Origin of the sequence: Streptomyces hamibioticus, from assembly GCF_047946815.1 — a bacterium.
Lineage (GTDB): Bacteria > Actinomycetota > Actinomycetes > Streptomycetales > Streptomycetaceae > Streptomyces.
Window position 1 is genome coordinate 3,004,642 of sequence record NZ_JBKKQY010000001.1, and the last position, 21,818, is coordinate 3,026,459.

At 70.7% G+C, this 21,818-nt stretch carries 32 protein-coding genes; 10 read left to right on the forward strand and 22 right to left on the reverse strand.

The annotated features are described in order from the left end of the window. From rplF to ACLGIH_RS13395, 18 genes are all read right to left on the reverse strand, one after another. Positions 1-540 carry a 50S ribosomal protein L6 gene (rplF, locus tag ACLGIH_RS13310; RefSeq protein WP_416525468.1) on the reverse strand — a complete coding sequence of 180 codons (540 nt, stop codon included), beginning with the start codon at positions 538-540 and terminating at the stop codon, positions 1-3. A 24-nt stretch (positions 541-564) separates the two neighbouring features. Further along, positions 565-963, reverse strand: coding sequence for a 30S ribosomal protein S8 (gene rpsH, locus ACLGIH_RS13315; protein ID WP_004984520.1), 399 nt, complete (start codon positions 961-963; stop codon positions 565-567). A gap of 210 nt (positions 964-1,173) precedes the next feature. After that, the gene (locus ACLGIH_RS13320) at positions 1,174-1,359 is read right to left on the reverse strand and encodes a type Z 30S ribosomal protein S14 (RefSeq protein ID WP_003956452.1); all 186 of its coding nucleotides are present in this window, start codon (positions 1,357-1,359) and stop codon (positions 1,174-1,176) included. A gap of 5 nt (positions 1,360-1,364) precedes the next feature. Further along, a complete protein-coding gene (rplE, locus tag ACLGIH_RS13325; RefSeq protein WP_184818456.1) occupies positions 1,365-1,922 on the reverse strand; it encodes a 50S ribosomal protein L5 in 558 nt (185 codons plus the stop codon). Then, complete coding sequence (gene rplX, locus ACLGIH_RS13330) at positions 1,922-2,245, reverse strand: 50S ribosomal protein L24 (RefSeq protein ID WP_416525469.1); 324 nt, start codon at positions 2,243-2,245, stop codon at positions 1,922-1,924. Before rplX ends, rplE begins: the two co-directional genes overlap by 1 nt. Positions 2,246-2,247: 2 nt before the next feature. Further along, positions 2,248-2,616, reverse strand: coding sequence for a 50S ribosomal protein L14 (gene rplN / locus ACLGIH_RS13335; RefSeq protein WP_003998823.1), 369 nt, complete (start codon positions 2,614-2,616; stop codon positions 2,248-2,250). Positions 2,617-2,719: 103 nt separating this feature from the next. Then, positions 2,720-3,007, reverse strand: coding sequence for a 30S ribosomal protein S17 (rpsQ, locus tag ACLGIH_RS13340; RefSeq protein WP_289933197.1), 288 nt, complete (start codon positions 3,005-3,007; stop codon positions 2,720-2,722). Continuing rightward, a complete protein-coding gene (rpmC, locus tag ACLGIH_RS13345) occupies positions 3,007-3,231 on the reverse strand; it encodes a 50S ribosomal protein L29 (protein ID WP_007494763.1) in 225 nt (74 codons plus the stop codon). The genes rpsQ and rpmC overlap by 1 nt, the downstream gene beginning before the upstream one ends. Beyond that, entirely contained in the window at positions 3,231-3,650 is a 420-nt protein-coding gene (gene rplP, locus ACLGIH_RS13350) for a 50S ribosomal protein L16 (protein WP_332885451.1), read from the reverse strand. The genes rpmC and rplP overlap by 1 nt, the downstream gene beginning before the upstream one ends. A 5-nt stretch (positions 3,651-3,655) precedes the next feature. Further along, positions 3,656-4,486 (reverse strand): 30S ribosomal protein S3, encoded by an 831-nt coding sequence (rpsC, locus tag ACLGIH_RS13355; RefSeq protein WP_100569745.1) that lies wholly within the window; start codon positions 4,484-4,486, stop codon positions 3,656-3,658. Beyond that, complete coding sequence (rplV, locus tag ACLGIH_RS13360; protein WP_028420772.1) at positions 4,486-4,833, reverse strand: 50S ribosomal protein L22; 348 nt, start codon at positions 4,831-4,833, stop codon at positions 4,486-4,488. Before rplV ends, rpsC begins: the two co-directional genes overlap by 1 nt. A gap of 43 nt (positions 4,834-4,876) precedes the next feature. Next, a complete protein-coding gene (gene rpsS / locus ACLGIH_RS13365; protein ID WP_010036728.1) occupies positions 4,877-5,158 on the reverse strand; it encodes a 30S ribosomal protein S19 in 282 nt (93 codons plus the stop codon). A 12-nt stretch (positions 5,159-5,170) separates the two neighbouring features. Continuing rightward, positions 5,171-6,007, reverse strand: coding sequence for a 50S ribosomal protein L2 (gene rplB / locus ACLGIH_RS13370; RefSeq protein ID WP_188183974.1), 837 nt, complete (start codon positions 6,005-6,007; stop codon positions 5,171-5,173). A 53-nt stretch (positions 6,008-6,060) separates the two neighbouring features. Continuing rightward, the gene (rplW, locus tag ACLGIH_RS13375; RefSeq protein ID WP_416525470.1) at positions 6,061-6,480 is read right to left on the reverse strand and encodes a 50S ribosomal protein L23; all 420 of its coding nucleotides are present in this window, start codon (positions 6,478-6,480) and stop codon (positions 6,061-6,063) included. Further along, entirely contained in the window at positions 6,480-7,148 is a 669-nt protein-coding gene (rplD, locus tag ACLGIH_RS13380) for a 50S ribosomal protein L4 (RefSeq protein WP_416525471.1), read from the reverse strand. The genes rplW and rplD overlap by 1 nt, the downstream gene beginning before the upstream one ends. A gap of 8 nt (positions 7,149-7,156) precedes the next feature. Further along, on the reverse strand, positions 7,157-7,801 hold the full coding sequence (rplC, locus tag ACLGIH_RS13385; protein ID WP_020135811.1) for a 50S ribosomal protein L3: 645 nt from the start codon (positions 7,799-7,801) through the stop codon (positions 7,157-7,159). Positions 7,802-7,819: 18 nt separating this feature from the next. Continuing rightward, positions 7,820-8,128, reverse strand: coding sequence for a 30S ribosomal protein S10 (gene rpsJ / locus ACLGIH_RS13390; protein WP_003948644.1), 309 nt, complete (start codon positions 8,126-8,128; stop codon positions 7,820-7,822). A gap of 450 nt (positions 8,129-8,578) precedes the next feature. Beyond that, the gene (locus ACLGIH_RS13395) at positions 8,579-9,169 is read right to left on the reverse strand and encodes a TetR/AcrR family transcriptional regulator (RefSeq protein WP_416525472.1); all 591 of its coding nucleotides are present in this window, start codon (positions 9,167-9,169) and stop codon (positions 8,579-8,581) included. Positions 9,170-9,255: 86 nt separating this feature from the next. Here ACLGIH_RS13395 and ACLGIH_RS13400 point away from each other — a divergent pair, with 86 nt between their 5' ends. Further along, positions 9,256-9,717, forward strand: coding sequence for a nuclear transport factor 2 family protein (locus ACLGIH_RS13400; RefSeq protein ID WP_416525473.1), 462 nt, complete (start codon positions 9,256-9,258; stop codon positions 9,715-9,717). 37 nt (positions 9,718-9,754) lie between these two features. Here the strand turns inward: ACLGIH_RS13400 and ACLGIH_RS13405 are convergent, their stop codons facing one another. Together ACLGIH_RS13405 and ACLGIH_RS13410 are read right to left on the reverse strand one after the other, a co-directional pair. Further along, on the reverse strand, positions 9,755-9,964 hold the full coding sequence (locus ACLGIH_RS13405; RefSeq protein WP_416525474.1) for a DUF397 domain-containing protein: 210 nt from the start codon (positions 9,962-9,964) through the stop codon (positions 9,755-9,757). Beyond that, positions 9,961-10,836, reverse strand: coding sequence for a helix-turn-helix domain-containing protein (locus ACLGIH_RS13410; protein WP_416525475.1), 876 nt, complete (start codon positions 10,834-10,836; stop codon positions 9,961-9,963). The genes ACLGIH_RS13405 and ACLGIH_RS13410 overlap by 4 nt, the downstream gene beginning before the upstream one ends. Positions 10,837-10,994: 158 nt before the next feature. Here ACLGIH_RS13410 and ACLGIH_RS13415 point away from each other — a divergent pair, with 158 nt between their 5' ends. The 4 genes from ACLGIH_RS13415 (at position 10,995) to ACLGIH_RS13430 (ending at position 16,283) form a co-directional block, all read left to right on the forward strand. Continuing rightward, a complete protein-coding gene (locus ACLGIH_RS13415; protein WP_416525476.1) occupies positions 10,995-11,432 on the forward strand; it encodes an ATP-binding protein in 438 nt (145 codons plus the stop codon). A gap of 391 nt (positions 11,433-11,823) precedes the next feature. Beyond that, entirely contained in the window at positions 11,824-13,626 is a 1,803-nt protein-coding gene (locus ACLGIH_RS13420; RefSeq protein WP_416525477.1) for an NlpC/P60 family protein, read from the forward strand. Positions 13,627-13,821: 195 nt separating this feature from the next. After that, a complete protein-coding gene (locus ACLGIH_RS13425; protein WP_416525478.1) occupies positions 13,822-14,769 on the forward strand; it encodes a LysR family transcriptional regulator in 948 nt (315 codons plus the stop codon). 134 nt (positions 14,770-14,903) lie between these two features. Then, positions 14,904-16,283 (forward strand): carbohydrate-binding protein, encoded by a 1,380-nt coding sequence (locus ACLGIH_RS13430; RefSeq protein ID WP_416525479.1) that lies wholly within the window; start codon positions 14,904-14,906, stop codon positions 16,281-16,283. An 84-nt stretch (positions 16,284-16,367) separates the two neighbouring features. Here the strand turns inward: ACLGIH_RS13430 and ACLGIH_RS13435 are convergent, their stop codons facing one another. Both ACLGIH_RS13435 and ACLGIH_RS13440 read right to left on the reverse strand, forming a co-directional pair. Beyond that, a complete protein-coding gene (locus ACLGIH_RS13435; protein WP_416525480.1) occupies positions 16,368-16,601 on the reverse strand; it encodes a hypothetical protein in 234 nt (77 codons plus the stop codon). Between the two features lie 86 nt (positions 16,602-16,687). Further along, positions 16,688-17,932, reverse strand: coding sequence for a hypothetical protein (locus tag ACLGIH_RS13440; RefSeq protein ID WP_416525481.1), 1,245 nt, complete (start codon positions 17,930-17,932; stop codon positions 16,688-16,690). 507 nt (positions 17,933-18,439) lie between these two features. Between ACLGIH_RS13440 and ACLGIH_RS13445 the strand changes: the two genes are divergently transcribed. Genes ACLGIH_RS13445 through pqqE form a run of 5 tightly spaced genes read left to right on the forward strand, consistent with a single transcriptional unit; the run spans position 18,440 to position 21,729 of the window. Continuing rightward, the gene (locus ACLGIH_RS13445; protein WP_416525482.1) at positions 18,440-18,592 is read left to right on the forward strand and encodes a pyrroloquinoline quinone precursor peptide PqqA; all 153 of its coding nucleotides are present in this window, start codon (positions 18,440-18,442) and stop codon (positions 18,590-18,592) included. A 32-nt stretch (positions 18,593-18,624) separates the two neighbouring features. Further along, positions 18,625-19,527 (forward strand): pyrroloquinoline quinone biosynthesis protein PqqB, encoded by a 903-nt coding sequence (gene pqqB, locus ACLGIH_RS13450; protein WP_416525483.1) that lies wholly within the window; start codon positions 18,625-18,627, stop codon positions 19,525-19,527. Next, positions 19,524-20,246 (forward strand): pyrroloquinoline-quinone synthase PqqC, encoded by a 723-nt coding sequence (gene pqqC / locus ACLGIH_RS13455; protein WP_416525484.1) that lies wholly within the window; start codon positions 19,524-19,526, stop codon positions 20,244-20,246. The genes pqqB and pqqC overlap by 4 nt, the downstream gene beginning before the upstream one ends. Then, positions 20,243-20,560 (forward strand): pyrroloquinoline quinone biosynthesis peptide chaperone PqqD, encoded by a 318-nt coding sequence (gene pqqD / locus ACLGIH_RS13460; protein ID WP_416525485.1) that lies wholly within the window; start codon positions 20,243-20,245, stop codon positions 20,558-20,560. Before pqqC ends, pqqD begins: the two co-directional genes overlap by 4 nt. After that, positions 20,557-21,729, forward strand: coding sequence for a pyrroloquinoline quinone biosynthesis protein PqqE (gene pqqE, locus ACLGIH_RS13465; protein WP_416525486.1), 1,173 nt, complete (start codon positions 20,557-20,559; stop codon positions 21,727-21,729). Before pqqD ends, pqqE begins: the two co-directional genes overlap by 4 nt. Positions 21,730-21,818: the final 89 nt, after the last annotated feature.

Consider the following 21,818-nt stretch of genomic DNA (forward strand, 5'->3'; position numbering starts at 1 on the left):
TTACTTACCCGCCTTTCCGACCTTGCGGCGGATGACTTCGCCCTCGTACTTGACGCCCTTGGCCTTGTACGGGTCGGGCTTGCGCAGCTTGCGGATGTTGGCCGCAACCTCGCCGACCTTCTGCTTGTCGATGCCCTCGACCGAGAATCGGGTGGGGGCCTCCACCTTGAAGGTGATGCCCTCGGGGGCCTCGACCAGGATCGGGTGGCTGTAGCCGAGGGAGAACTCCAGGTTCTGGCCCTTGGCGACAACGCGGTAACCGACACCGCTGATCTCGAGCTTCTTCACGTAACCCGTGGTCACGCCGGTGATCATGTTCGCCACCAGCGTGCGGGACAGGCCGTGCAGGGCCTTGTTCTGACGCTCGTCGTTGGGGCGGGTGACGTTCAGGACGCCGTCCTCGCCCTTGACGACCTCGATCGGCGCCGTGACGGTGTGGGTCAGCTCGCCCTTGGGGCCCTTGACCTTGACCGTACGGCCGTCGATGGTGACGTCCACGCCGGCGGGAACCGCGATGGGGAGCTTGCCGATGCGCGACATAGCTGTTTCCTCCGTTCCCTTCTGCTACCAGACGTAGGCGAGGACTTCCCCACCCACGCCCTTCTTGCCGGCCTGCTTGTCGGTGAGGAGCCCGTGCGACGTGGAGATGATCGCCACGCCGAGGCCGCCGAGCACCTTCGGCAGGTTGGTGGACTTCGCGTAGACCCGGAGACCGGGCTTGGAGATGCGCTTGATCCCCGCGATGGAGCGCTCACGGTTGGGGCCGAACTTCAGCTCCAGGACGAGGTTCTTGCCGACCTCGGCGTCCTCGACCTTCCAGCCCGTGATGAAGCCCTCCTGCTGGAGGATCTCCGCGATGTGCGACTTGATCTTCGAGTGCGGCATCGCCACGGAGTCGTGGTATGCCGAGTTCGCGTTCCGCAGACGCGTAAGCATGTCTGCGATCGGATCAGTCATGGTCATGAATTGGCCTTCGGCCTCTCTCGCCGGGGTTTCCTGGTGCGCCATCCCTCTCCCCGATCCGAGACGGGACGGGTGCGGCGCGGTGGACCTACGGCGTAGTAAGTCGTACGGGCGGCAGACGCCCAACCCCACAAGCCTAAGGCATGGGAGCTGGGCCGCCTGCCGTCCCAGATGCTTACCGAGAGCCTTGGGAATCCCTGATTACGGGGATTACCAGGAGCTCTTGGTCACGCCCGGCAGCTCGCCACGGTGAGCCATCTCACGAAGGCACACGCGGCACAGGCCGAACTTGCGGTAGACGGAGTGCGGACGACCGCAGCGCTGGCAGCGGGTGTACGCGCGCACGCCGAACTTGGGCTTGCGAGCAGCCTTCGCGATGAGAGCCTTCTTCGCCATCTCGCTCACGCCTCCTTGAACGGGAAGCCGAGGTGACGGAGAAGGGCACGGCCCTCTTCGTCGTTGGTCGCCGTGGTGACCACGGTGATGTCCATACCCCGGACGCGGTCGATCTTGTCCTGGTCGATCTCGTGGAACATGACCTGCTCCGTGAGACCGAAGGTGTAGTTGCCACGGCCGTCGAACTGCTTGGGGGACAGGCCGCGGAAGTCGCGGATGCGCGGCAGCGCGAGCGACAGGGTGCGGTCCAGGAACTCCCACATGCGGTCGCCACGGAGCGTGACGTGGGCACCGATCGGCTGGCCCTCACGCAGCTTGAACTGCGCGATGGACTTGCGGGCCTTGGTGACGGCCGGCTTCTGACCGGTGATGGTGGTCAGGTCGCGGATCGCGCCCTCGATCAGCTTCGAGTCACGGGCGGCGTCGCCGACACCCATGTTGACCACGATCTTGACGAGGCCGGGAACCTGCATGACGTTCTCGTACTTGAACTCGTCACGCAGCTTGCCCGCGATCTCCTCGCGGTACTTCGTCTTCAGACGCGGAGCAGTGGTGGTAGCCATCAGATGTCCTCACCCGTCCGCTTGGCAACGCGGATCTTGTTGCCTTCGTCGTCGAAGCGGTAACCGACGCGGGTCACGACCTTCTCGCCGTCCTTCTCCACGACCAGCTGGACGTTGGAGACGTGGATCGGCGCCTCGGTGGTGACGATGCCGCCGGCCTGCGAACCACGAGCCGTGGGACCGGCCTTGGTGTGCTTCTTGACCCGGTTGACACCCTCGACCAGGACGCGCTCCTCGCGCGGGTAAGCGGCAATGACCTTGCCCTGCTTGCCCTTGTCCTTGCCGGTGATGACCTGGACCAGGTCGCCCTTCTTGATCTTCATGCTCACAGCACCTCCGGCGCGAGGGAGATGATCTTCATGAACTTCTTCTCGCGCAGCTCACGGCCCACGGGGCCGAAGATACGGGTGCCACGAGGGTCGCCGTCGTTCTTCAGAATGACGGCGGCGTTCTCGTCGAAGCGGATGTACGAGCCGTCCGGACGGCGGCGCTCCTTGACGGTGCGAACGATGACCGCCTTGACGACGTCACCCTTCTTCACGTTGCCACCGGGGATCGCGTCCTTGACGGTGGCGACGATGACGTCACCGATACCCGCGTAGCGGCGACCGGAGCCGCCGAGCACACGGATGCAAAGGATCTCCTTCGCACCCGTGTTGTCGGCGACACGCAGTCGCGACTCCTGCTGGATCACGTCTATCTCCTGGTTGTCTGCCGGTTCCCGGGGCGGGCTGCGACACTTGCACACCCGCCCCGAGCCTGGCGGAACGATGCCTAGGGGGTTCCCCTAGGAGGGATTACTTGGCCTTCTCGAGGATCTCGACGACGCGCCAGCGCTTGGTCGCGGACAGCGGCCGGGTCTCCATCAGGAGGACACGGTCGCCGACACCCGCGGCATTCTGCTCGTCGTGCGCCTTGAGCTTGTTCGTACGGCGGATGACCTTGCCGTACAGCGCGTGCTTGACGCGGTCCTCGACGGCGACGACGACGGTCTTGTCCATCTTGTCGCTGACGACGTAACCCTCACGGGTCTTGCGGAAGCCGCGCTGCTCCGTCTTGTTCTCAGTCACGTTGCTCTCGCTCATCAGGCGTTCTCCACCGTCTCGATGCCGAGCTCACGCTCACGCATGAGGGTGTAGATCCGGGCGATGTCCTTGCGGACCGCCTTGAGACGGCCGTGGTTCTCGAGCTGGCCCGTCGCCGCCTGGAAGCGGAGGTTGAACAGCTCTTCCTTGGCCTCGCGGAGCTTCGCCAGAAGCTCCTCGTTGCCCAGCTCGCGCAGCTCTGACGCCTTGGTACCGGCCGACATCACGCTTCACCTGCCTCGCGCTTGACGATCTTGCACTTCATCGGCAGCTTGTGAGCCGCACGGGTCAGGGCCTCGCGCGCGATCTTCTCGTTGGGGTACGACAGCTCGAACATGACGCGTCCGGGCTTGACGTTGGCCACCCACCACTCCGGCGAACCCTTACCGGAACCCATGCGGGTCTCGGCCGGCTTCTTGGTGAGGGGGCGGTCCGGGTAGATGTTGATCCAGACCTTGCCGCCACGCTTGATGTGACGGGTCATGGCGATACGAGCGGCCTCGATCTGGCGGTTCGTCACGTACGCCGGGGTCATCGCCTGGATGCCGTACTCGCCGAACGCAACCTGCGTGCCACCCTTGGACATGCCGTTGCGCTTGGGGTGGTGCTGCTTGCGGTGCTTGACCCTACGGGGGATCAGCATGACGGTCAGGCCTCCGTTCCGGTGCTCTCAGCCGGAGCGGCAGCGGCGGGCGCGTCGGCCTTGGGGGCCTCGGCGGCCGGAGCCGACTGCTGCTGCGGCTTGCGCCCACGACGCTCGCCACCGCGGCCACCACGGGCCGGGCGGTCGGCGCCACCACGGGCCGGGCGGTTGCCCGCACGGGCGGCGGCGTTCTCGGCGCGGACCTCGGCGATGTTCTTGACGTCGCCCTTGTAGATCCAGACCTTCACACCGATGCGGCCGAAGGTCGTCTTGGCCTCGAAGAAGCCGTAGTCCACGTTGGCGCGGAGCGTGTGCAGGGGCACGCGGCCCTCGCGGTAGAACTCCGAGCGGGACATCTCGGCGCCGCCGAGGCGGCCACCGCACTGGATCTTGATGCCCTTGGCGCCCGCCTTCATCGCCGACTGCATGCTCTTGCGCATGGCGCGGCGGAAGGAGACGCGGGAGGACAGCTGCTCGGCAACGGCCTGGGCCACGAGCTGAGCGTCGGTCTCGGGGTTCTTGACCTCGAGGATGTTCAGCTGGACCTGCTTGCCCGTGAGCTTCTCGAGGTCACCGCGGATGCGGTCGGCCTCGGCGCCACGGCGGCCGATGACGATGCCCGGACGCGCGGTGTGGATGTCCACGCGGACACGGTCACGGGTGCGCTCGATCTCCACCTTGGAGATGCCGGCGCGCTCCATGCCGGACGTCATCATCCGACGGATGGCGACGTCTTCCTTGACGTAGTCCTTGTAGAGCTTGTCGGCGTACCAGCGCGACTTGAAGTCGGTCGTCACGCCGAGCCGGAACCCGTGCGGGTTTACCTTCTGGCCCATTACCGGGTCCCTTCCTTGCTGCTGACGACCACGGTGATGTGGCTGGTCCGCTTGCGGATCCGGTAGGCGCGGCCCTGGGCGCGCGGACGGAACCGCTTCAGGGTCGGGCCCTCGTCGACGTAGGCCTCGGAGATGTAGAGGCTGTCGACGTCGGTGTGGTCGTAGTTGTGCGCGGCGTTGGCGATGGCGCTGTCCAGCACCTTGCCGACCGGCACGCTCGCGGCCTGCGGGGCGAAACGCAGGACCGCCTGAGCCTCCGTGGCATCCATGCCACGGATGAGGTCCACCACGCGGCGGGCCTTCATGGGCGTGACGCGGATGTACCGCGCCTGGGCCCTGGCTTCCATGGTTGTCCCTTCAGTGTCTGTCATTGGTCATTCCACCCCGCTGTTAGCGGCGCTTCGACTTCCGGTCGTCCTTGACGTGACCCCGGAAGGTGCGCGTCGGCGAGAACTCGCCGAGCTTGTGGCCGACCATGGACTCGGTGACAAACACCGGGATGTGGGTCTTGCCGTTGTGCACCGCGATCGTGTGGCCGAGCATCGCCGGGACGATCATCGAGCGACGGGACCAGGTCTTGATGACGTTCTTGGTACCGGCTTCGTTCTGGGCGTCCACCTTCTTGATCAGGTGGTCGTCGACGAAGGGTCCCTTCTTCAAGCTACGAGGCATCTCAACCCGTCCTTAGCGCTTCTTGTTCGTCTTGCGGCGGCGGACGATGTACTTGTTCGACGCCTTCTTGGGCGAACGAGTACGGCCTTCCTTCTTGCCCCACGGGGACACGGGGTGACGGCCACCGGAGGTCCGACCCTCACCACCACCGTGCGGGTGGTCGACCGGGTTCATGACCACACCACGGACGGTCGGGCGAACGCCCAGCCACCGCTTGCGGCCCGCCTTGCCCCAGTTGATGTTGCTCTGCTCGGCGTTGCCGACCTCGCCGACGGTGGCGCGGCAGCGGACGTCGACCAGGCGGATCTCGCCGGACGGCATGCGCAGGTGGGCGTAGGCGCCCTCCTTCGCCAGCAGCTGCACGGAGGCACCGGCGGAGCGGGCGAACTTGGCACCGCCACCGGGACGGAGCTCGATCGCGTGGATCGTGGTACCGACCGGGATGTTGCGGAGGGCCAGGTTGTTGCCCGGCTTGATGTCGGCCCCGGGACCGTTCTCGACGCGGTCGCCCTGGTTCAGGCCACGCGGCGCGAGGATGTAGCGCTTCTCGCCGTCCGCGTAGTGCAGGAGCGCGATGCGCGCGGTGCGGTTGGGGTCGTACTCGATGTGCGCGACCTTCGCCGGCACGCCGTCCTTGTCGTGACGACGGAAGTCGATCACTCGGTAGGCGCGCTTGTGTCCGCCACCCTGGTGGCGAACGGTCACACGACCGGCGTTGTTACGGCCGCCCTTGCTGTGCAGGGGACGGACCAGCGACTTCTCCGGCGTGGACCGCGTGACCTCGACGAAGTCGGCGACGCTGGCGCCACGACGGCCAGGAGTCGTCGGCTTGTACTTGCGGATACCCATTGTCTCTCAGTCCTCGGAAGTATTTCCGAAATCCTGGACGTTCCGGACCTCCGTCAGGAGGTCGGACCGCCGAAGATGTCGATACGGTCGCCCTCGGCGAGGGTCACGATCGCGCGCTTGGTCGACGCACGCTGGCCGAAGCCGGTGCGGGTCCGCTTGCGCTTGCCCTGGCGGTTGATCGTGTTGACCCCGGTGACCTTGACCGAGAAGACCGACTGCACGGCCTCCTTGATCTGGGTCTTGTTGGCCCGCGGGTCGACGACGAACGTGTACTTGTTCTCGTCGAGCAGCGCGTAGCTCTTCTCGGACACGACCGGCTTCAGCAGCACGTCACGGGGGTCCGTGTACGCCTTGCTCGCCGGGGTGACGACGGTGTTCTTGCCCTCGGCGGCGTGGCGACGCGCCTTGGCGACGCGCGCGGCCTTGGCCTTCTTCGCGGCCTTGGAGGCGATAGCGGGGTGACGGATGGCCATCAGACCTCGCTCCCTTCGGTGTCATTGACCCGGTCGGCACTGGGCGTGCCGGACACGAAGGACTCGAAGGCAGCCTTGGTGAAGACCACGTCGTCGGAGACGAGAACGTCGTACGTGTTCAGCTGGCCCGGCTCCAGGATGTGGACCTGGGGCAGGTTGCGGGCGGACAGCCACGCGGCCTCGTCGGAGCGGTCGACGACCAGGAGCAGGTTCTTGCGCTCGCTGATCTTGCCGAACAGGCTCTTGGCGGCCTTGGTGGAGGGGGTCTCGCCCTCGACCACGCCGGAGATGACGTGGATGCGGTTGTGACGCGCCCGGTCGGTGAGGGCGTGCCGCAGAGCGGCGGCCTTCATCTTCTTCGGGGTGCGCTGCGAGTAGTCGCGCGGCACGGGACCGTGCACGACGCCACCACCGGCGAACTGCGGCGCGCGGGTCGAACCCTGACGGGCGCGACCGGTGCCCTTCTGGCGGTACGGCTTCTTGCCACCGCCGCGGACCTCGCCACGCGTCTTGGTCTTGTGGGTGCCCTGGCGGGCAGCGGCCAGCTGCGCGACGACGACCTGGTGGATCAGCGGGACGCTGACCTTCTCAACGTCGAAGATCTCCGCGGGGAGCTCGACGGTACCGGCCTTGTCGCCCGCCGGCGAAAGGATGTCAACAGTGCTCATCGGTTACCTCAGGCCCCCTTGGCCGCGGTGCGGACCAGGACGAGGCCGCCGTTCGGACCGGGAACCGCGCCCTTGATGAGCAGCAGACCCTTCTCCGCGTCAACGGCGTGGACGGTCAGGTTCTGGGTGGTGACCCGCTCGTTGCCCATGCGACCCGCCATGCGGAGGCCCTTGAACACACGGCCCGGGGTGGCGCAGCCGCCGATGGAACCGGGCGAGCGGTGCTTGCGCTGGGTGCCGTGTCCGGCGCCGAGGCCCTTGAAGTTGTGACGCTTCATGACACCGGCGAAGCCCTTGCCCTTGCTCTTGCCGGTCACGTCGACCTTGATGCCGGCCTCGAACACCTCAGCGGTGATCTCCTGGCCGAGGGTGTACTCGCTGGCGTCAGCGGTACGGATCTCGACGAGGTGGCGGCGGGGAGTGACGTCGGCCTTGGCGAAGTGGCCCTTGAGGGGCTTGTTCACCTTGCGCGGGTCGATCTCGCCGAAGGCGATCTGGACGGACTCGTAGCCGTCGACGTCGTTCGTACGGACCTGGGTGACGACGTTGGGCCCGGCCTTGACGACGGTGACCGGAACAACACGGTTGTTCTCGTCCCACACCTGCGTCATACCGAGCTTCTCGCCCAGGATGCCCTTGATCTGCTTAGCCATCTTCTCAGATCACCGGCCTCAGAGCTTGATCTCGATGTCGACACCGGCCGGGAGGTCGAGTCGCATCAGAGAGTCAACGGTCTTGGGGGTCGGGTCGAGGATGTCGATCAGGCGCTTGTGCGTGCGCATCTCGAAGTGCTCGCGCGAGTCCTTGTACTTGTGCGGCGACTTGATGACGCAGTACACGTTCTTCTCAGTGGGCAGCGGCACCGGGCCCGCGACCGACGCACCAGTGCGAGTCACCGTCTCGACGATCTTCTTCGCCGAGGAGTCGATGACCTCGTGGTCGTAGGCCTTGAGCCGGATGCGGATCTTCTGTCCCGCCATGGCTACTTCGTAGTCCTGTCTCTCTAACGCTCTGGAACCCGGAGTTTCCTGCCCTCGCTCCGACCCACGCGGTCGGGCGTGTCGCGCTCCCGCTGACACAGATGTCCCTTGTTCGAACATCCCTGCTGTGGGAGTGCGGGCCCTCACGGAACCGCGGGCCGGGGGCGAGAGGCCCACCGGGTGCCTGGCCGGTGCCGCGCCCACGCTTCCCGGAAGATTCCCGTACGTCCGCCCCTGATCAGGGGCGACGAGTACTGTGGGACTCGCTTCCGGTCCTCCCGGCGGGAGGCGCGCAGCATCAACACTCGACCGAGCAACTCCGACAGTCTGCCATATGGGGCAGCGGGGGCGCCAATCGGGGCGAAGAGATTACCCGCGGGCCGGCGGGGAGCAAACACGGGTGCGGCCCGGCCGCGGGCGGCGATGCCCGGCGGGGCGCCGTCGCCCCGGTCACGTCTTCCGCGTCTCCCCGCCCGCAGCGGGCCCGAGCAGCGTCGCGACGGCTTCGCGGGCCTGCCGGGCCGGGCCGGGGCCGCCACTGATGCCGGCGGTCACGATGGCCCCTTCGGCGAGCAGGAAGACCGGGTCGGCCACCGGCGCCCCGGCGGCGCGGACCCACTCCGCGATCTGGCCGCGGAACGCCTCCTTGTGCGCCCTGACCTCGGCGAGGACCGCCTCGGACGACGCGCCGAGCTCGCCGTGCGCGTTGACCCAGGCGCATCCGCGGAAACCGGGCTGTGCGAACCACTCGGCGAGCCAGTCGAACACCGCGAGTACGCGCTCGCGAGGGTCCTGGACCTGCGCCACCCGCGCGGCCAGGCTCCCCCTCCACCGCTGGTCGCGGCGCCTGAGCACCGCCACGACCAGGTCCTCCTTCGTCGCGAAGAACCGGTAGATCCGCTTCAGCGGCAGACCGGAGGCCGCGCGGACCTGGTCCATGCCGACCGCCTGGATGCCTCGCTCGTAGAAGAGGCTCTCCGCCGCGTCGAGCAGCGTCTCGCGGTCCAGGCGGTTCCGCTCCTCGCTGAGGGGGGCCGGCATCCAGAACTCCTTGACGTCGAGAACGGTCGTTCCCTACCTTAGCCCCACCAGCAGAGAACGAGCGTTCTCGATGCGAGGAGGTCGCCATGCCGGAGAGTCGCCCGCCCTGTCCCCCGTTCACGCGGGAGACGGCCCTGCGGAAGGTCCAGAGCGCCGAGGACGCGTGGAACACCCGCGACCCCCACCGGGTGGCACTGGCCTACACGCCGGACTCCACCTGGCGGAACCGGGACACCTTCGTCAGGGGCCGCGAGGAGATCGTCGCCTTCCTCACCCGCAAGTGGGAGCGCGAACTGGACTACGCGCTGCGCAAGAGCCTCTGGTCGTTCCACGAGGACCGGATCGCCGTCCGGTTCCAGTACGAGTGGCACGACTGGGCAGGCCAGTGGTGGCGCAGCTACGGCAACGAACTGTGGGAGTTCGATCAGCACGGCCTCATGCGACGCCGCGAGGCGAGCATCAACGACGTCGCCATCACCGAGACCGACAGACGCATCCACGGCCCCCGGCCCGTGCACGAACACGGGGTCGAGATTCCGCTGCGGTAGGACCGGGCGCCGAGGTCCCGCGCAGGTCGTTGAGGCGTCAGCTCTCCGAGGCGTACGTCACGAAGTCCGTCCATGCTGCGGGCGTGAGCGCCAGGCGAGGCCCGTCGACGCTCTTGGAGTCGCGGACGTGGACGGTGCCGGGAGTTGCGGCGACCTCGACGCAGGAGTTGCCGTCCGTGCCACTGCTGTAGCTGCTCTTGAACCACGCCAGTTCAGAGGCTTCCCTGACGGAGGCCTTGTGGATCATGTTTCTCCCAGCAGTTGTCCGATGAAGGCGAGCGACTCTCTCGGCGGGAGCGCCTGGGCCCGGATCGTGCCATACCGCAGCTCAAGGATGCGCAGGTCCCTGGGTTCAGCGATCGGCCGCCCGTTGAACGCGCCGTCGGAACGCCCCACGGCCGTGCCGTCCGGGAACTTGAGCAACTCGATCTTGCCGTCCACTCCCGGGTGGGCATCGGTGTTCGTCGGCATCACCTGAAGCGTGACGTGGGTCAACCTCCCGACCTCCAGCAGACGTTCGAGCTGGCGCTGCCACACCATTGTGCCGCCAACCGGCCGACGCAGCGGTGCCTCTTCCAGGACGAAGTGGAGGGATGGAGCCGGCTCTCGCTCGAAGACCGACTGACGGGCCATACAGGCAGCCACCATGCGCTCCACGTCGTCCGAGGAGTACGGCGGCTGTGCCGCCTCCATCAGCGCGCGGGCATGCTCCGGCGTCTGCAACAAGCCATGGACGCTGTTGCACTCGTAGATACCGATCTCAACCGCCTTCGCCTCCAGCTTCCCCAGTTCCCGAACCTTCTTCGGGTACCGGACCTTCTTCACGTCCTCCCAGGCCGCCGAGATGAGCCCGCCCGCCTCCAGCACCTCGTCCGCCCTGTCCAGGTACTCCTGCCGGGGAATCCGCTTGCCGCTCTCGACCTTGTAGACCAGGTCCTCCCCGTAACCGACCGCCGCCCCGAACTCGGCGGCCCGCATCCCCACCGCCTCGCGCCGCAGTTTCAGCTGGCGCCCCACCGTCGCGATGACCGCGACGCCCCACTCGTCGTCCGGGTCGACCTCCCACCCCGGCTCATCCGCCTCACCCCTGAGCCGGCCCGCCTCCGCCTCGACCGCCATCGCGCGCCCCTTCGTCGTACTCGCTGCGTCGCTCCCAGCGCCCTACCCGTACGCCCCGTACCGACAGCCCCGGACACACCGGACAAGCTCCGGACAGTCACCGTACGCACCCGCTGAGTCACTTCTCACGGTACGCACGCGCCACCACGCTGAGTGACGTGAACCAGAAGACCGCCGAACCCACGGCCCCCGTCCGCAACTTCAGCGTGCAGCTCTCCCCCACGCCGCGCGGCGCCCGCCTCGCCCGCCTGCTGGCGACCGAGCAACTCCGCTCGTGGGACCTGCCGCTGGACCCGGCACGTCAGCTCGTCGCCGAGCTGGCCTCCAACGCGGCGGCCCACGGACGCGTCCCGGGCCGCGACTTCCGGCTCACGCTCTACGTCGTCGGCGACACCCTCCGCATCGAGGTCACCGACACCAGGGGCGACGCCCTGCCCCGCCTCCAGGCGCCCGCCACCGACACCGAATCCGGCCGTGGTCTGCTCCTCGTAGAGGCGCTGGCCCACCGCTGGGGAGTGACCGAAGGCCGCTTTCCCCGCAAGACCGTGTGGGCCGAACTGCGCCTCACACCACCGGAGCCCACATCCGGCCAATGACTGTGTGGTCGTTGTATCGATCCTGTGCGTGGATCCTGAAGGACCGTCCGTTTCGGCCTCAAGGAACACATGGAGACGGGCGGCCTCGCGCAGGCTCCCTTCACATCGGTCATCGTGGTTCCATGTGACGGCGCCGCTCCGCGCTTCTCTCCGACCTACCTGCCGGCGACGCGGGAGCGCCCCGGGGCGGTCGCCCGGTGGCAGCGGGAGATCGCCTGGGCCGTCGCCGCGGGCGGCGGCCTGGTGCCGGCCGGCACGGTCGGCTTGGCGGAACCCGTCGCCCGGTGCGGTCCACCCGTGACCGCCGCGGGACCGCACCGCCGGTGGCGCGTGAGCCCGGGCGGCACCACCCGCCCTCCCGCCGCTCCACCGCTGCCCCGATCATGGGGGCGTGACCCATACCTCAGGCACCTCCAGACGCACCCTGCTCGCCCTCTTCGCCGCTTCGGCCGCCACCGTCCCCCTGGGCGGCACGGCCACCGCCTCGCCGGCGCGCGCCGGTACGGCGACCGCCGCTCCCTCAGCCGCGGCTGCCGGCCCCGCAGCCGCGTCCGTCACCCCGCTCCCGCCCCCGGCCGGCATGACCACGGCCCGCTCCGCCGTGATGCTGCCGCCGCTGGGCCCCGCCTACTTCAGCGGCCTCACCCTGGCCGATCCGCTCACCGCCACCGTGCTGCCGGGCACCCCGGCCCGCAGCGAGATAACCTCCGGCGGCCGACGCGTCGCGCTGCTCACCCACGGAGCGCGCACCGTGCTGCTGCCCGGCCCGGAGCGGACGTTCACGGAGAACAAGAAGCCCTTCGTGGACGACTTCGGGCGCACGCTGCCCGACCTGTCTCTGCCCGCGGACAGACGCAGGTACTGGGGCACCTCCCCGGGCGGCGGCTCCTGGTCGACGCTCGGGCCGGTGGACACCGACTACTCCGTGGTGCCGGGCACCGGGATCATCAACCTCACCACCGACTACGCCAGTCGGCACGCCAGCGTGCGGGACGACGAGATCACCGACGTCGACGTGCGGTCCGTCGCGCGCTTCGACAAGGTGCCGACCGGCGACGCCTGTTCCTACGCCCTCTCCTTCGGCTACCAGAACACGCACAACAACTACCGGGCCCGGCTGTCCTTCACCGTCTCCGGCTCGGTCCAGTTCCGGGTGGAGAAGGAGGTCGACGACGCGGTCACGCAGCTCGCCACGGCCGTTACCCTCGCCACCGATGTGCCCGCCGGCACCGACTGGACGATCCGGGTGCGCCGGGAGGGTGACCGGATCCGGGCCAAAGCCTGGCGTTCCGCGGGCACGGAGCCGTCCGGATGGGTCTTCGACGTCACCGACGCGACCTTCGGCAAGGGCCGGGTCGGCCTGCGCGCACTCGCCAACAAGGGCTGCTCGAACCTGCCGGTGAAGCTGCTCGTCAGCCGGTTCCAGGTGGACGCCGCCAACTGGGCCGAACCGCCCGCCGTCACGCACACCGACTGGGTGCGAGTGCTGCCCGAGCCCTTCGACGGGACCTGGACGCCGGAACTGGAGAACGTCGTCCGCGGCTGGGCCGGGTCCACCGTCCCGGACGTCCTCGCGCACGCCGCGATGTTCCTGGCCGGGGCAGGACCCGTGGTGGCCGGTTCCGGCCCGGCCGAGGGCAGGCGGGTCATCGGCGAGGCCGGATACGGCTACCTGGATGCACAGGGCTACCGCCGGGAGGGCGCCGACTTCCACGAGTACATGGACACCGGCTGGACCTTCCCCGACGGCGCCTACACCGGCCGGTCCAGCAAGCAGGCCGGCAACCTGGACTGCTCCGGTTACACCCGCATGGTGTACGGCTACCACATGGGCGTACCGCTGGCCGCGGGCGAGGACACCTCCGGCAACCGGCTCCCCCGCAGGTCCCGGGACATGGCCGAGTACTCGCCGGGCGTGCGCATCGACCGCACCGACGGTACGAAGCCGCCCGCCGCGGCGCAGCTCCAGCCCGGCGACCTGGTCATGTTCAACGCCGACTCGGGCGACGACAACGAGACAGCCACGGTGGACCACGTCGGCATCTATCTCGGCAAGGACGGCGCCGGTCTGCGCCGGTTCCTGTCCAGCCGCAAGACGATCAACGGGCCGACCATGTCAGACCTGGGCGGCAACTCGCTGCTCGACGGCACCGGCACCTACGCGAGGACGCTGCACACGGTGCACCGCCTCTGAGGGGCTGGGAGCCGCCGCTGCGGCCCTCCCGGCAGGCCGTCCGGCTCCCGCACTCCCGGCAGCCCGTCGTCATCCCGCCGCGCAGGCCGCGCCGTTGCCCTCGGGGCAGCGGCGCGGCCTCCCGGAAGCCGTTTCCCCGACACTGGTCTGTACCAACCTCTTGCCCCCGCCCCTCCCCCGCCGCAAGCTCACCTCATGGAGCTGGAGTTGCGGCATCTCAGGACCGTCCGGGCCATCGCCGACGCCGGGAGTCTCACCAGGGCGGCGACCGCGCTCGGGCTCGCGCAGCCCGCGTTGAGCGCCCAGCTCAAGCGGATCGAACGGACCCTGGGGGGTGAGCTGTTCGAACGCGGCCGGCACGGAGTGCGGGCCACGGCACTGGGTGAACTCGTTCTCGAACGGACCCGTATCGTGCTGCCCGCGGTGACCGAACTCCAGCAGGAGGCGGCCCGGTTCGCCCGCACCCCGCGCTCGACGACACGCATCCGGCTGGGCGGCACCCACGGCCCCCTGCTCGGCGCCCTCGTCGACCGGCTGGCGGACGTGGCGCCCGACGCCCGGGTGACGACCTGCACCTCCTGGTCCGAGCGGGAGCTGGCCGGTCTGCTCGCCGAGGGGCGGCTGGACTTCGCGCTCGCCGGGACGTGCGGGTCCGCCGCTCCGCCCGGCGCCGAGGGGCTGGTGTGGCGGGAGGTCGCCGTGGACCCGGTGTTCGTCATGGTGCCCGACGGGCATCACCTCGCCGGCGCCCACGAGGTCGGCCTCACCGAGCTGGCCGGTGAGACGTGGGCCTGCGTGCCCGGGGACGGCTGCTTCGGTGACTGCTTCACCGCGGCGTGCACCCGCGCCGGGTTCACGCCGTGCCGGATCTACGAGACGGACACCTTCTCGCTCGTCCACCTGGTGCAGGTCGGGCGGGCCGTCGGGCTGTGCCGGGCCACCTTCCCGACCATGCCCGGCGTCGTCACCGTGCCGCTCAGCGGCACGCCCTTGTCGTGGCGGCATCTGCTCGGCTGGCACGAGGTGACGCGGGACGCGGACACCGCCGCCACGGTCCTGGCGCAGGCGCGCATGGCCCACGCGGGCGTGGCCGCGCGCAGCGGCAGTTACACCCGGTGGCTGGCCACCCACGGCGTACCGTGACGCCGCGCACCTGCTCGCGCCGCGTTCCATAACGCCGGGCAGAGGGTCAACCGACGTCTTACGCCGTCCCCTTGCCCCTTCCTACGGTTTCGGCACCTCCCCACCGAGCGAGACCGAGACCGAGGAGATCCCCCATGCTCCGACGACGCACCAGAGCCGTGTCCGCCGCCGCGGCGGCGACGGCCGCCCTGCTCGTGGCCGGGCTCAGCGGCTCCGCGAGCGCCGGGACGGCCGCCGCCCCCGCCGGCCCCGCCACCCCGACGGCCGCCGAGACCCTGCGCACCGACGCCGCGCCGCCCGCCCTGCTGCGCGCCATGGAGCGCGACCTCGGTCTGGACCGGCCGCAGGCCGAACGGCGGCTCGCCAACGAGGCCGAGGCCGGCGCCGTGGCGGGCCGGCTGCGGGCCGCGCTGGGCGGCGACTTCGCGGGCGCCTGGGTGCGCGGCGCCGAGTCCGGCACGCTGACCGTCGCGACCACCGACGCCGCCGACGTCGCCGCGATCGAGGCACAGGGCGCGCAGGCCGCCGTCGTCCGGCACTCCCTCGCCGACCTGGACGCGGCCAAGACCCGCCTGGACCGGGCGGCGGCGGAGAAGGGCCCGGCCGACGCACCGGTCTGGTACGTCGACGTGCGCGCCAACACGGTCACCGTCGAGGCGGTGCGCCCCGCGGCGGCACGCGCTCTGGCCGACGCGGCCGGCGTGGACCGCTCCCTGATCCGGATCGAGCGGACCGCCGAGCGGCCCCGCGCACTGTACGACCTGCGCGGCGGCGAGGCGTACTACATCAACAACAGCGGACGCTGCTCGATCGGCTTCCCCGTCACCAAGGGCGGCCAGCAGGGCTACGCCACCGCCGGGCACTGCGGCCGGACCGGCGCGAGCACCAGCGGACACAACCGCGTGGCCCAGGGCACCTTCCAGGGCTCCGTGTTCCCGGGCCGGGACATGGCGTGGGTGGCGACCAACTCGCAGTGGACGGCGACTCCGTACGTCCGCGGCGCGGGCGGCCAGAACGTGCAGGTGGCCGGTTCCACGCAGGCCCCGGTCGGCGCCTCCGTCTGCCGGTCCGGCTCCACCACCGGCTGGCACTGCGGCACCATCCAGCAGCACAACACCAGCGTCACCTACCCCGAGGGCACCATCACCGGCGTCACCCGCACCTCGGTGTGCGCCGAGCCCGGCGACTCGGGCGGCTCCTACATCTCGGGCAGCCAGGCGCAGGGCGTCACCTCGGGCGGCTCGGGCAACTGCAGCAGCGGCGGTACGACCTTCTACCAGCCGATCAACCCGCTGCTCCAGAACTACGGGCTCACCCTGAAGACGACCGGCGGCGGCCCCGAGGAGCCGCCGCCCGGTGAGGAGCCGCCGGGCGGCACCTGGGCGGCCGGCACCGTCTACCAGGCGGGCGACACGGTGACGTACGGCGGCGCCACCTACCGCTGCCTCCAGGGCCACCAGGCCCAGTCCGGCTGGGAGCCGCCGAACGTACCGGCGCTGTGGCAGCGGGTGTGAGCCACTGACCCCACCGCGGGGGTGCGGAAACGGGCCCGGGTGTGCGCGACAGCGCACCCGGGCCCGGCCTCGTCGTCCCCCGGGTCAGATGTGCTCGCGGCTCGCATGGGCGCGGAACACCCGCTCCTCGTGCGGGCCGTAGGCGAGGTCGAAGACGACCAGGACACCCGTGCGGCGGTCCCGGCCTTCCGCCGCGTCCCTCAGCCGGACGTCGAGACGGCGGTCCCGGAGGGCTCCGACGACCGCCGGTACCACTGCGACGGTGAGTACGGCAAGGGCGATGACGGCCTGCACGGCCGTGTCGAAGGCACTGTTCATGGACCCAAGCCTCGCCGTGGGCCGATCCGGACGGCAGTGGCAGGACTGACGACTGACGTCGATTTCCTGCCAGCAGCCGGGTCCGGTCACGTACGGGTGGCCACCCCGCAGACGGCCGCGTCGCGTGCGTCGTCGGTCAGCGGCCTGCTGCGGTCGTAGGGGTCCTCGGCGGGGCCGGTGGGCGCGGGTCCGCGGACCTCGTCCGGGAAGGCCGGGTGGAGGTAGCCGTCGTGGGCGTCGCAGTCGGAGTTGCTGAAGTCGGCCGTGTAGCTCTCGGGATGGAGCTTGCCCCGGGTGGCCGCCCACCGGCCCGGGTCGGCCATCGTCAGCGTCAGGTCGCGGCGGACGATCGTACGCGCCACCCGGTCCCCGTCGCCGTGCGCGCGGACCAGCGGGTAGACGAAGGTGTAGTCCGCGTGGACCTTCACCTCGCCGGGCCGCGAGGCGGTGAAGGTCATGTGGCCGCGCACCTTGACCACGTCACCGGCCAGGCGCACCTCGTCCGGGTCGAAGCGGGTGAAGAGCAGCAGAGGGTCGTTCCGCCGCGTCGGCTCGCGCAGCGACCGCCGCAGTTTCGACAGCAGGGCCGGCTGCTTGGGCTCCAGCAGTGCCAGCGCCCGTTCGGGCGTCCCGCCGCGCAGCACCGCCGGGTCCAGGCTGCTCGCGACCAGGAACTCCTTGGTGTGCCGCAGCGCCAGCTCCACATCGGCCTCGCCGAGCCCGGGAACCGCCTTGGCCTCCGGCAGTTCGATGGCGTCCGCGCCCTCGGCCCACCGCGCAGCGGGTGAGCCCCGCCAGGGGTGCTCACGGGTGGGTTGGCCCGCCGTGCCGACCCGGCCGGGAGCCGCCGTCGGCAGCGCCGTCTCGGCAGGCAGCGGCGTCGCGGGGGCGGCGGCCTCCGGCTCCGCTCCGGGAAGGTGATCCGTCACCAGCGACGGACGTACGGCGACCACGGCCAACGCCACGGCCAGGCTCACGCCGAGGACCGCGCCGGCCCCGCGACGGCGCGTGCGGGCGCCGGTCATCTCCTGCCAGGCGGGGCCGGTCCGCCAGCCGGGCGGCGCAGCGGGCGACGGGCCCTGCGCCTTCCGCCTCCGGCGCGGCCAGAGCCCCCGTCCCCGGCCGTCGCCCTGGGCGCGCTGTGCCGCCTCGTCCTGCTCCCGCAGCCGCGCCGCCACCATCCGCGCCCGCGCCGACGGCTCCTTGGGCGCCGGGGCGCCACCGCCCTCGGCGGCCTCGCGGAGGAACGACTCCAACTGCTCGTCGGATATGGACGGGGACGGCCCGCCGGACGGATCGTCGGGCTGCTCGGGAAGTGGAACGGTACTCACGGACGCACTCTCGTCGCTGGTCGCAAAGGCAAGTGATCAGTGTTTCCCGGCTCGGAGACCGTTCCCGGCACAGTTTGCCCGGCTGCAACCGAACCGGTTCACTCTCGTCACTCGGACAAGGAGCGGCCGTAGGGCACCAAGGGCTCGTCGGCGCCGCCTCCAGCCACTCCCCGGTGTCCGGTGCGCCTGTCGTACACCGTGACCTGGCTCCAGGTCCTTCTGCGAGCGGAGGAAGGACTCGTCCGCGCCTCCACTCCGCCTTTCCGGTGCTCCGCACCCCCGGATGGCGTAGGAGGGCGGGCAGGGGACCGTGGTCGCCCGTCGAATTGTGCACATGATCGGATGCCCGGCGGCGGATGGGCTCCCATCTCGACTGCCGTCGGCACGGCACGGGAGTCCGCGAGGTCAGTCCCGGACACGAGGAGGCGTACTCGTCGTGCGAGCCGATGCGCAGCCCGTGGGTTCGATGTGACAGAAGGCGTCCCCGACCGAAAGGCAGATCCGACCATGCACGAGACCGAGGACCGGACGAAGCCCGTCGAGCAGGTCGAGCAGAGCCCCGCCAGGCAGCCGGAGCCGGCCACCTGGCAGGCCCCCGGCTTCACGGTCGTCGACACCGCGCTCGAAGTCACCGCCTACTACGCCCCCGACTCCCGCTGACCGGAGAGCAGGAGAGCAGGAGGGCAGGAGCCATGCTGCTGCTGGTGCTCGGCACCGCGGCCGGCGGCGGAATCCCCCAGTGGAACTGCGCGTGTCCCGGCTGCTCCGGGGCACGCGCCCACGCGCACTGGCGCCGCCGGCACGCATCGCTCGCCGTCCGGACGGACGCGGGCCGCTGGTACGTCGTCAACGCCACTCCCGACCTCGGTGACCAGATCGAGGCCCGGCCCGAGCTGAACCCGGGCCCCGGACCCCGGCAGACCCCCCTCGCCGGACTCGTCCTCACCGACGCCGAACTCGACCACACCCTCGGCATCGCACGCCTGCGCGAGGCGGACGGCCTCCAGGTGATCGCGACGGCCCCCGTCCGCCGGGCCCTCGTCGACCGACTACGCCTCGGCGACGTACTGGCGCCGTACACCTCCGTTACCTGGCGGGAGCTGCCCCCGCGCGGCGCACGACCGCTGGACCCGCAGATCCCCGGCGGTCTGCGGGTCACCGGGATCCCGGTGTCGGGCAAGCGCCCGCGGTACGCCGCCGACGCCCCGGACGACGACGCATGGGTCGTCGCACTGCGCCTGTACGACCCCGCCTCCGGCACCTCGGCGCTCTACGCCCCCGCGCTGGCCGCCTGGCCGGACCGCCTCCAGCAGGCCGCCGAGGAAGCCGACTGCGTCATCGTCGACGGCACCTTCTGGGACGAGGAGGAACCCCGCCGCGCCGGCATCTCCTCCCGCACCGCGACCGGCATGGGCCACCTGCCCATCGAGGGACCGGGCGGCACCGCGGAGCGCCTGGCCTCCCTCCCCGCCCGCTGCCTCTACACGCACCTCAACAACACCAACCCCCTCGTCGACCCGGCGGCGCCGCAGCACAAGCGGCTCGCGCGCCGGGGCGTCGAGGTGGCGTACGACGGAATGGTGATCGAGCTGTGACCACGGCACTCGCCCCGCTCACGGAGCCCTGGAGCCCCGCGGAGTTCGAGACCCGGCTGCGCGCGGTCGGGGAGGAGCGGTACCACGACCGCCACCCCTTCAACCTGCGGATGCACAGCGGCGAGCTGCGCCCGGCCGAGCTGCGCCGCTGGATCGCCAACCGCTTCCACTACCAGCGCCACATCCCCGTCAAGGACGCCCTGATCACCGCCAAGCTGGACACGCCCGCGCTGCGCCGGATGTGGCTGCGCCGCATCCAGGACCACGACGGGGCGGCGGCGGGCGAGGGCGGCATCGAACGGTGGCTCAGGCTGGGCGAGGCGGCCGGCCTGGACCGCGAGGCGCTGCTGGGCGCCGACGACGTACTGCCGGGCGTACGGCTGGCGGTCGAGGGCTACGTCAACTTCTGCCGGCTGCACCCGCCCCTGGAAGCCGTCGCCGCCTCACTGACCGAGCTGTCCGCCCCGGACCTGATGCGCGCCCGCATCGACGCCTTCGAACGCCACTACCCGTGGATCGAACCGGAGGGCCTCGCCTACTTCCGCAGCCGCGTCTCCCAGGGGCGGCGCGACAGCCGCGAGGCGCTCGGCCTCGTCCTGGAGTGGGCCCGCACCAGGGACGACCAGGAACGTGCCGTGGCGGCGCTGCGCTTCAAGTGCGATGTCCTGTGGTCCCTGCTGGACGCCGTGGACACGGCGGGCCGCCAGGAGCAGTCATGACGGCGGCGGCGACGCCGACGCCAGGAGCAGTCACGACGACGGCGGCACCGGCGCCGGAGAGCGACTGGTGCCCCGCCCTGGCCCGCGGCGCCGTGCGGCGGCACGACCCCGTGCGCGGCGCGACCCTGCTGCTCCTGCCCGAGCGCGTGGGCGTGCTGACCGAACACGGCCGGCAGATCGTCGAGCTGTGCGACGGCACCCGCAGCGTGGGCGGAATCGTCGACGCACTGGCCGCACGCTTCCCCGGCGCGCCGGTGGACACCGACGTTCCCGCCTTCCTCGCCCGCCTGCGCAAGGGCGGCTGGCTGCGATGACCACCACCGGTCACGCGAGCCGCACCGCCGCGGCCGGCGCGCCCGCCCGCCCCTGGGCCCTGCTCGCGGAACTCACCCACGCCTGCCCGCTGCACTGCGGCTACTGCTCCAACCCGCTGGAGCTGACCCGGCGGTCCCAGGAGCTGAGCACCGAGCAGTGGACGGACGTGATGCGCCAGGCCGGCGAGTTCGGCGTGGTGCACACGCATCTCTCCGGCGGCGAGCCGCTGCTGCGCCCGGACCTGGAGCACATCGTCGGCGCCGCCGCGACGGCCGGCATCTACACCCAGCTGGTCACCAGCGGTGTCGGCCTCGACCGGGCCCGGCTGACCGCCCTCGCCGACGCCGGTCTGAGCAGTGTCCAGCTCTCCGTCCAGCACGCCGATCCGCGCGCCTGCGACCGCATCGCCCGCCACCGGTCCTCCTTCGCGCAGAAGGAACGGGCCGCCGGACTCGTACGATCCGCCGGTCTCCCCCTCGGCCTCAACGTCGTCCTGCACCGCGAGAACCTCGACGCCGTCGACGAGCTGATCGCCCTGGGCGTGTCCTGGGGCGTGGACCGCATCGAGCTGGCCAACGTCCAGTTCTACGGCTGGGGCCTGCTGAACCGCTCCGCGCTGCTGCCCGGCCGGGACCAGCTGGCCCGGGCGCGGGACGCCGTTCGGCGGTGGCGGGAGCGGTTCGCCTCCCGGCCCGGGGACGGGGCGGCGGCCGGACCCGATCTGGTCTGGGTCGTCCCCGACTACTTCGACGGTGTCGCCAAGCCGTGCATGGGCGGCTGGGGAGCGGTGTCCCTCACCGTCGCCCCGGACGGCACCGCCCTGCCCTGCCCGGCCGCGGCCGCCCTGCCGGGCCTGGACCCGCCGAACGTCCGCGACCACCCGCTGTCCTGGATCTGGGAGCACTCCACGGCGTTCACCCGCTACCGCGGGACCGGCTGGATGGCCGATCCGTGCCGCGGCTGTTCCCGCCGCGACCAGGATTTCGGCGGCTGTCGCTGCCAGGCCCACGCGCTGACCGGGGACGCCTCCCGCACGGACCCCGCCTGCCGGCTCTCTCCCGACCACGGCCTGATCCGGGCGCTGACCGACGGCACCACCGCCGGTGCGGGCGGCGGTGCGGGCGCCCGGCCCCCGGCACCGGTCAGACCGCGCACGCCCGGCCGCTGACGGCCCGGCACAGAAGCCCGGCACAAAGCAGCCCGGCACAAAAGCAAAGGGGCCCGCACGACCGAAGTCGTGCGGGCCCCTTCGAGCCA

Coding starts and splice junctions, on each gene's coding strand:
- rplF (WP_416525468.1), bottom strand. CDS start 540: ATGTCGCGCATCGGCAAGCTCCCCATCGCGGTTCCCGCCGGCGTGGAC.
- rpsH (WP_004984520.1), bottom strand. CDS start 963: ATGACCATGACTGATCCGATCGCAGACATGCTTACGCGTCTGCGGAAC.
- ACLGIH_RS13320 (WP_003956452.1), bottom strand. CDS start 1,359: ATGGCGAAGAAGGCTCTCATCGCGAAGGCTGCTCGCAAGCCCAAGTTC.
- rplE (WP_184818456.1), bottom strand. CDS start 1,922: ATGGCTACCACCACTGCTCCGCGTCTGAAGACGAAGTACCGCGAGGAG.
- rplX (WP_416525469.1), bottom strand. CDS start 2,245: ATGAAGATCAAGAAGGGCGACCTGGTCCAGGTCATCACCGGCAAGGAC.
- rpsQ (WP_289933197.1), bottom strand. CDS start 3,007: ATGAGCGAGAGCAACGTGACTGAGAACAAGACGGAGCAGCGCGGCTTC.
- rpmC (WP_007494763.1), bottom strand. CDS start 3,231: ATGTCGGCCGGTACCAAGGCGTCAGAGCTGCGCGAGCTGGGCAACGAG.
- rplP (WP_332885451.1), bottom strand. CDS start 3,650: ATGCTGATCCCCCGTAGGGTCAAGCACCGCAAGCAGCACCACCCCAAG.
- rpsC (WP_100569745.1), bottom strand. CDS start 4,486: ATGGGCCAGAAGGTAAACCCGCACGGGTTCCGGCTCGGCGTGACGACC.
- rplV (WP_028420772.1), bottom strand. CDS start 4,833: ATGGAAGCCAGGGCCCAGGCGCGGTACATCCGCGTCACGCCCATGAAG.
- rpsS (WP_010036728.1), bottom strand. CDS start 5,158: ATGCCTCGTAGCTTGAAGAAGGGACCCTTCGTCGACGACCACCTGATC.
- rplB (WP_188183974.1), bottom strand. CDS start 6,007: ATGGGTATCCGCAAGTACAAGCCGACGACTCCTGGCCGTCGTGGCGCC.
- rplW (WP_416525470.1), bottom strand. CDS start 6,480: ATGGCCATCCGTCACCCCGCTATCGCCTCCAAGGCCGCGAAGAAGGCC.
- rplD (WP_416525471.1), bottom strand. CDS start 7,148: ATGAGCACTGTTGACATCCTTTCGCCGGCGGGCGACAAGGCCGGTACC.
- rplC (WP_020135811.1), bottom strand. CDS start 7,801: ATGGCTAAGCAGATCAAGGGCATCCTGGGCGAGAAGCTCGGTATGACG.
- rpsJ (WP_003948644.1), bottom strand. CDS start 8,128: ATGGCGGGACAGAAGATCCGCATCCGGCTCAAGGCCTACGACCACGAG.
- ACLGIH_RS13395 (WP_416525472.1), bottom strand. CDS start 9,169: ATGCCGGCCCCCCTCAGCGAGGAGCGGAACCGCCTGGACCGCGAGACG.
- ACLGIH_RS13400 (WP_416525473.1), top strand. CDS start 9,256: ATGCCGGAGAGTCGCCCGCCCTGTCCCCCGTTCACGCGGGAGACGGCC.
- ACLGIH_RS13405 (WP_416525474.1), bottom strand. CDS start 9,964: ATGATCCACAAGGCCTCCGTCAGGGAAGCCTCTGAACTGGCGTGGTTC.
- ACLGIH_RS13410 (WP_416525475.1), bottom strand. CDS start 10,836: ATGGCGGTCGAGGCGGAGGCGGGCCGGCTCAGGGGTGAGGCGGATGAG.
- ACLGIH_RS13425 (WP_416525478.1), top strand. CDS start 13,822: ATGGAGCTGGAGTTGCGGCATCTCAGGACCGTCCGGGCCATCGCCGAC.
- ACLGIH_RS13430 (WP_416525479.1), top strand. CDS start 14,904: ATGCTCCGACGACGCACCAGAGCCGTGTCCGCCGCCGCGGCGGCGACG.
- ACLGIH_RS13435 (WP_416525480.1), bottom strand. CDS start 16,601: ATGAACAGTGCCTTCGACACGGCCGTGCAGGCCGTCATCGCCCTTGCC.
- ACLGIH_RS13445 (WP_416525482.1), top strand. CDS start 18,440: ATGCACGAGACCGAGGACCGGACGAAGCCCGTCGAGCAGGTCGAGCAG.
- pqqB (WP_416525483.1), top strand. CDS start 18,625: ATGCTGCTGCTGGTGCTCGGCACCGCGGCCGGCGGCGGAATCCCCCAG.
- pqqD (WP_416525485.1), top strand. CDS start 20,243: ATGACGGCGGCGGCGACGCCGACGCCAGGAGCAGTCACGACGACGGCG.
- pqqE (WP_416525486.1), top strand. CDS start 20,557: ATGACCACCACCGGTCACGCGAGCCGCACCGCCGCGGCCGGCGCGCCC.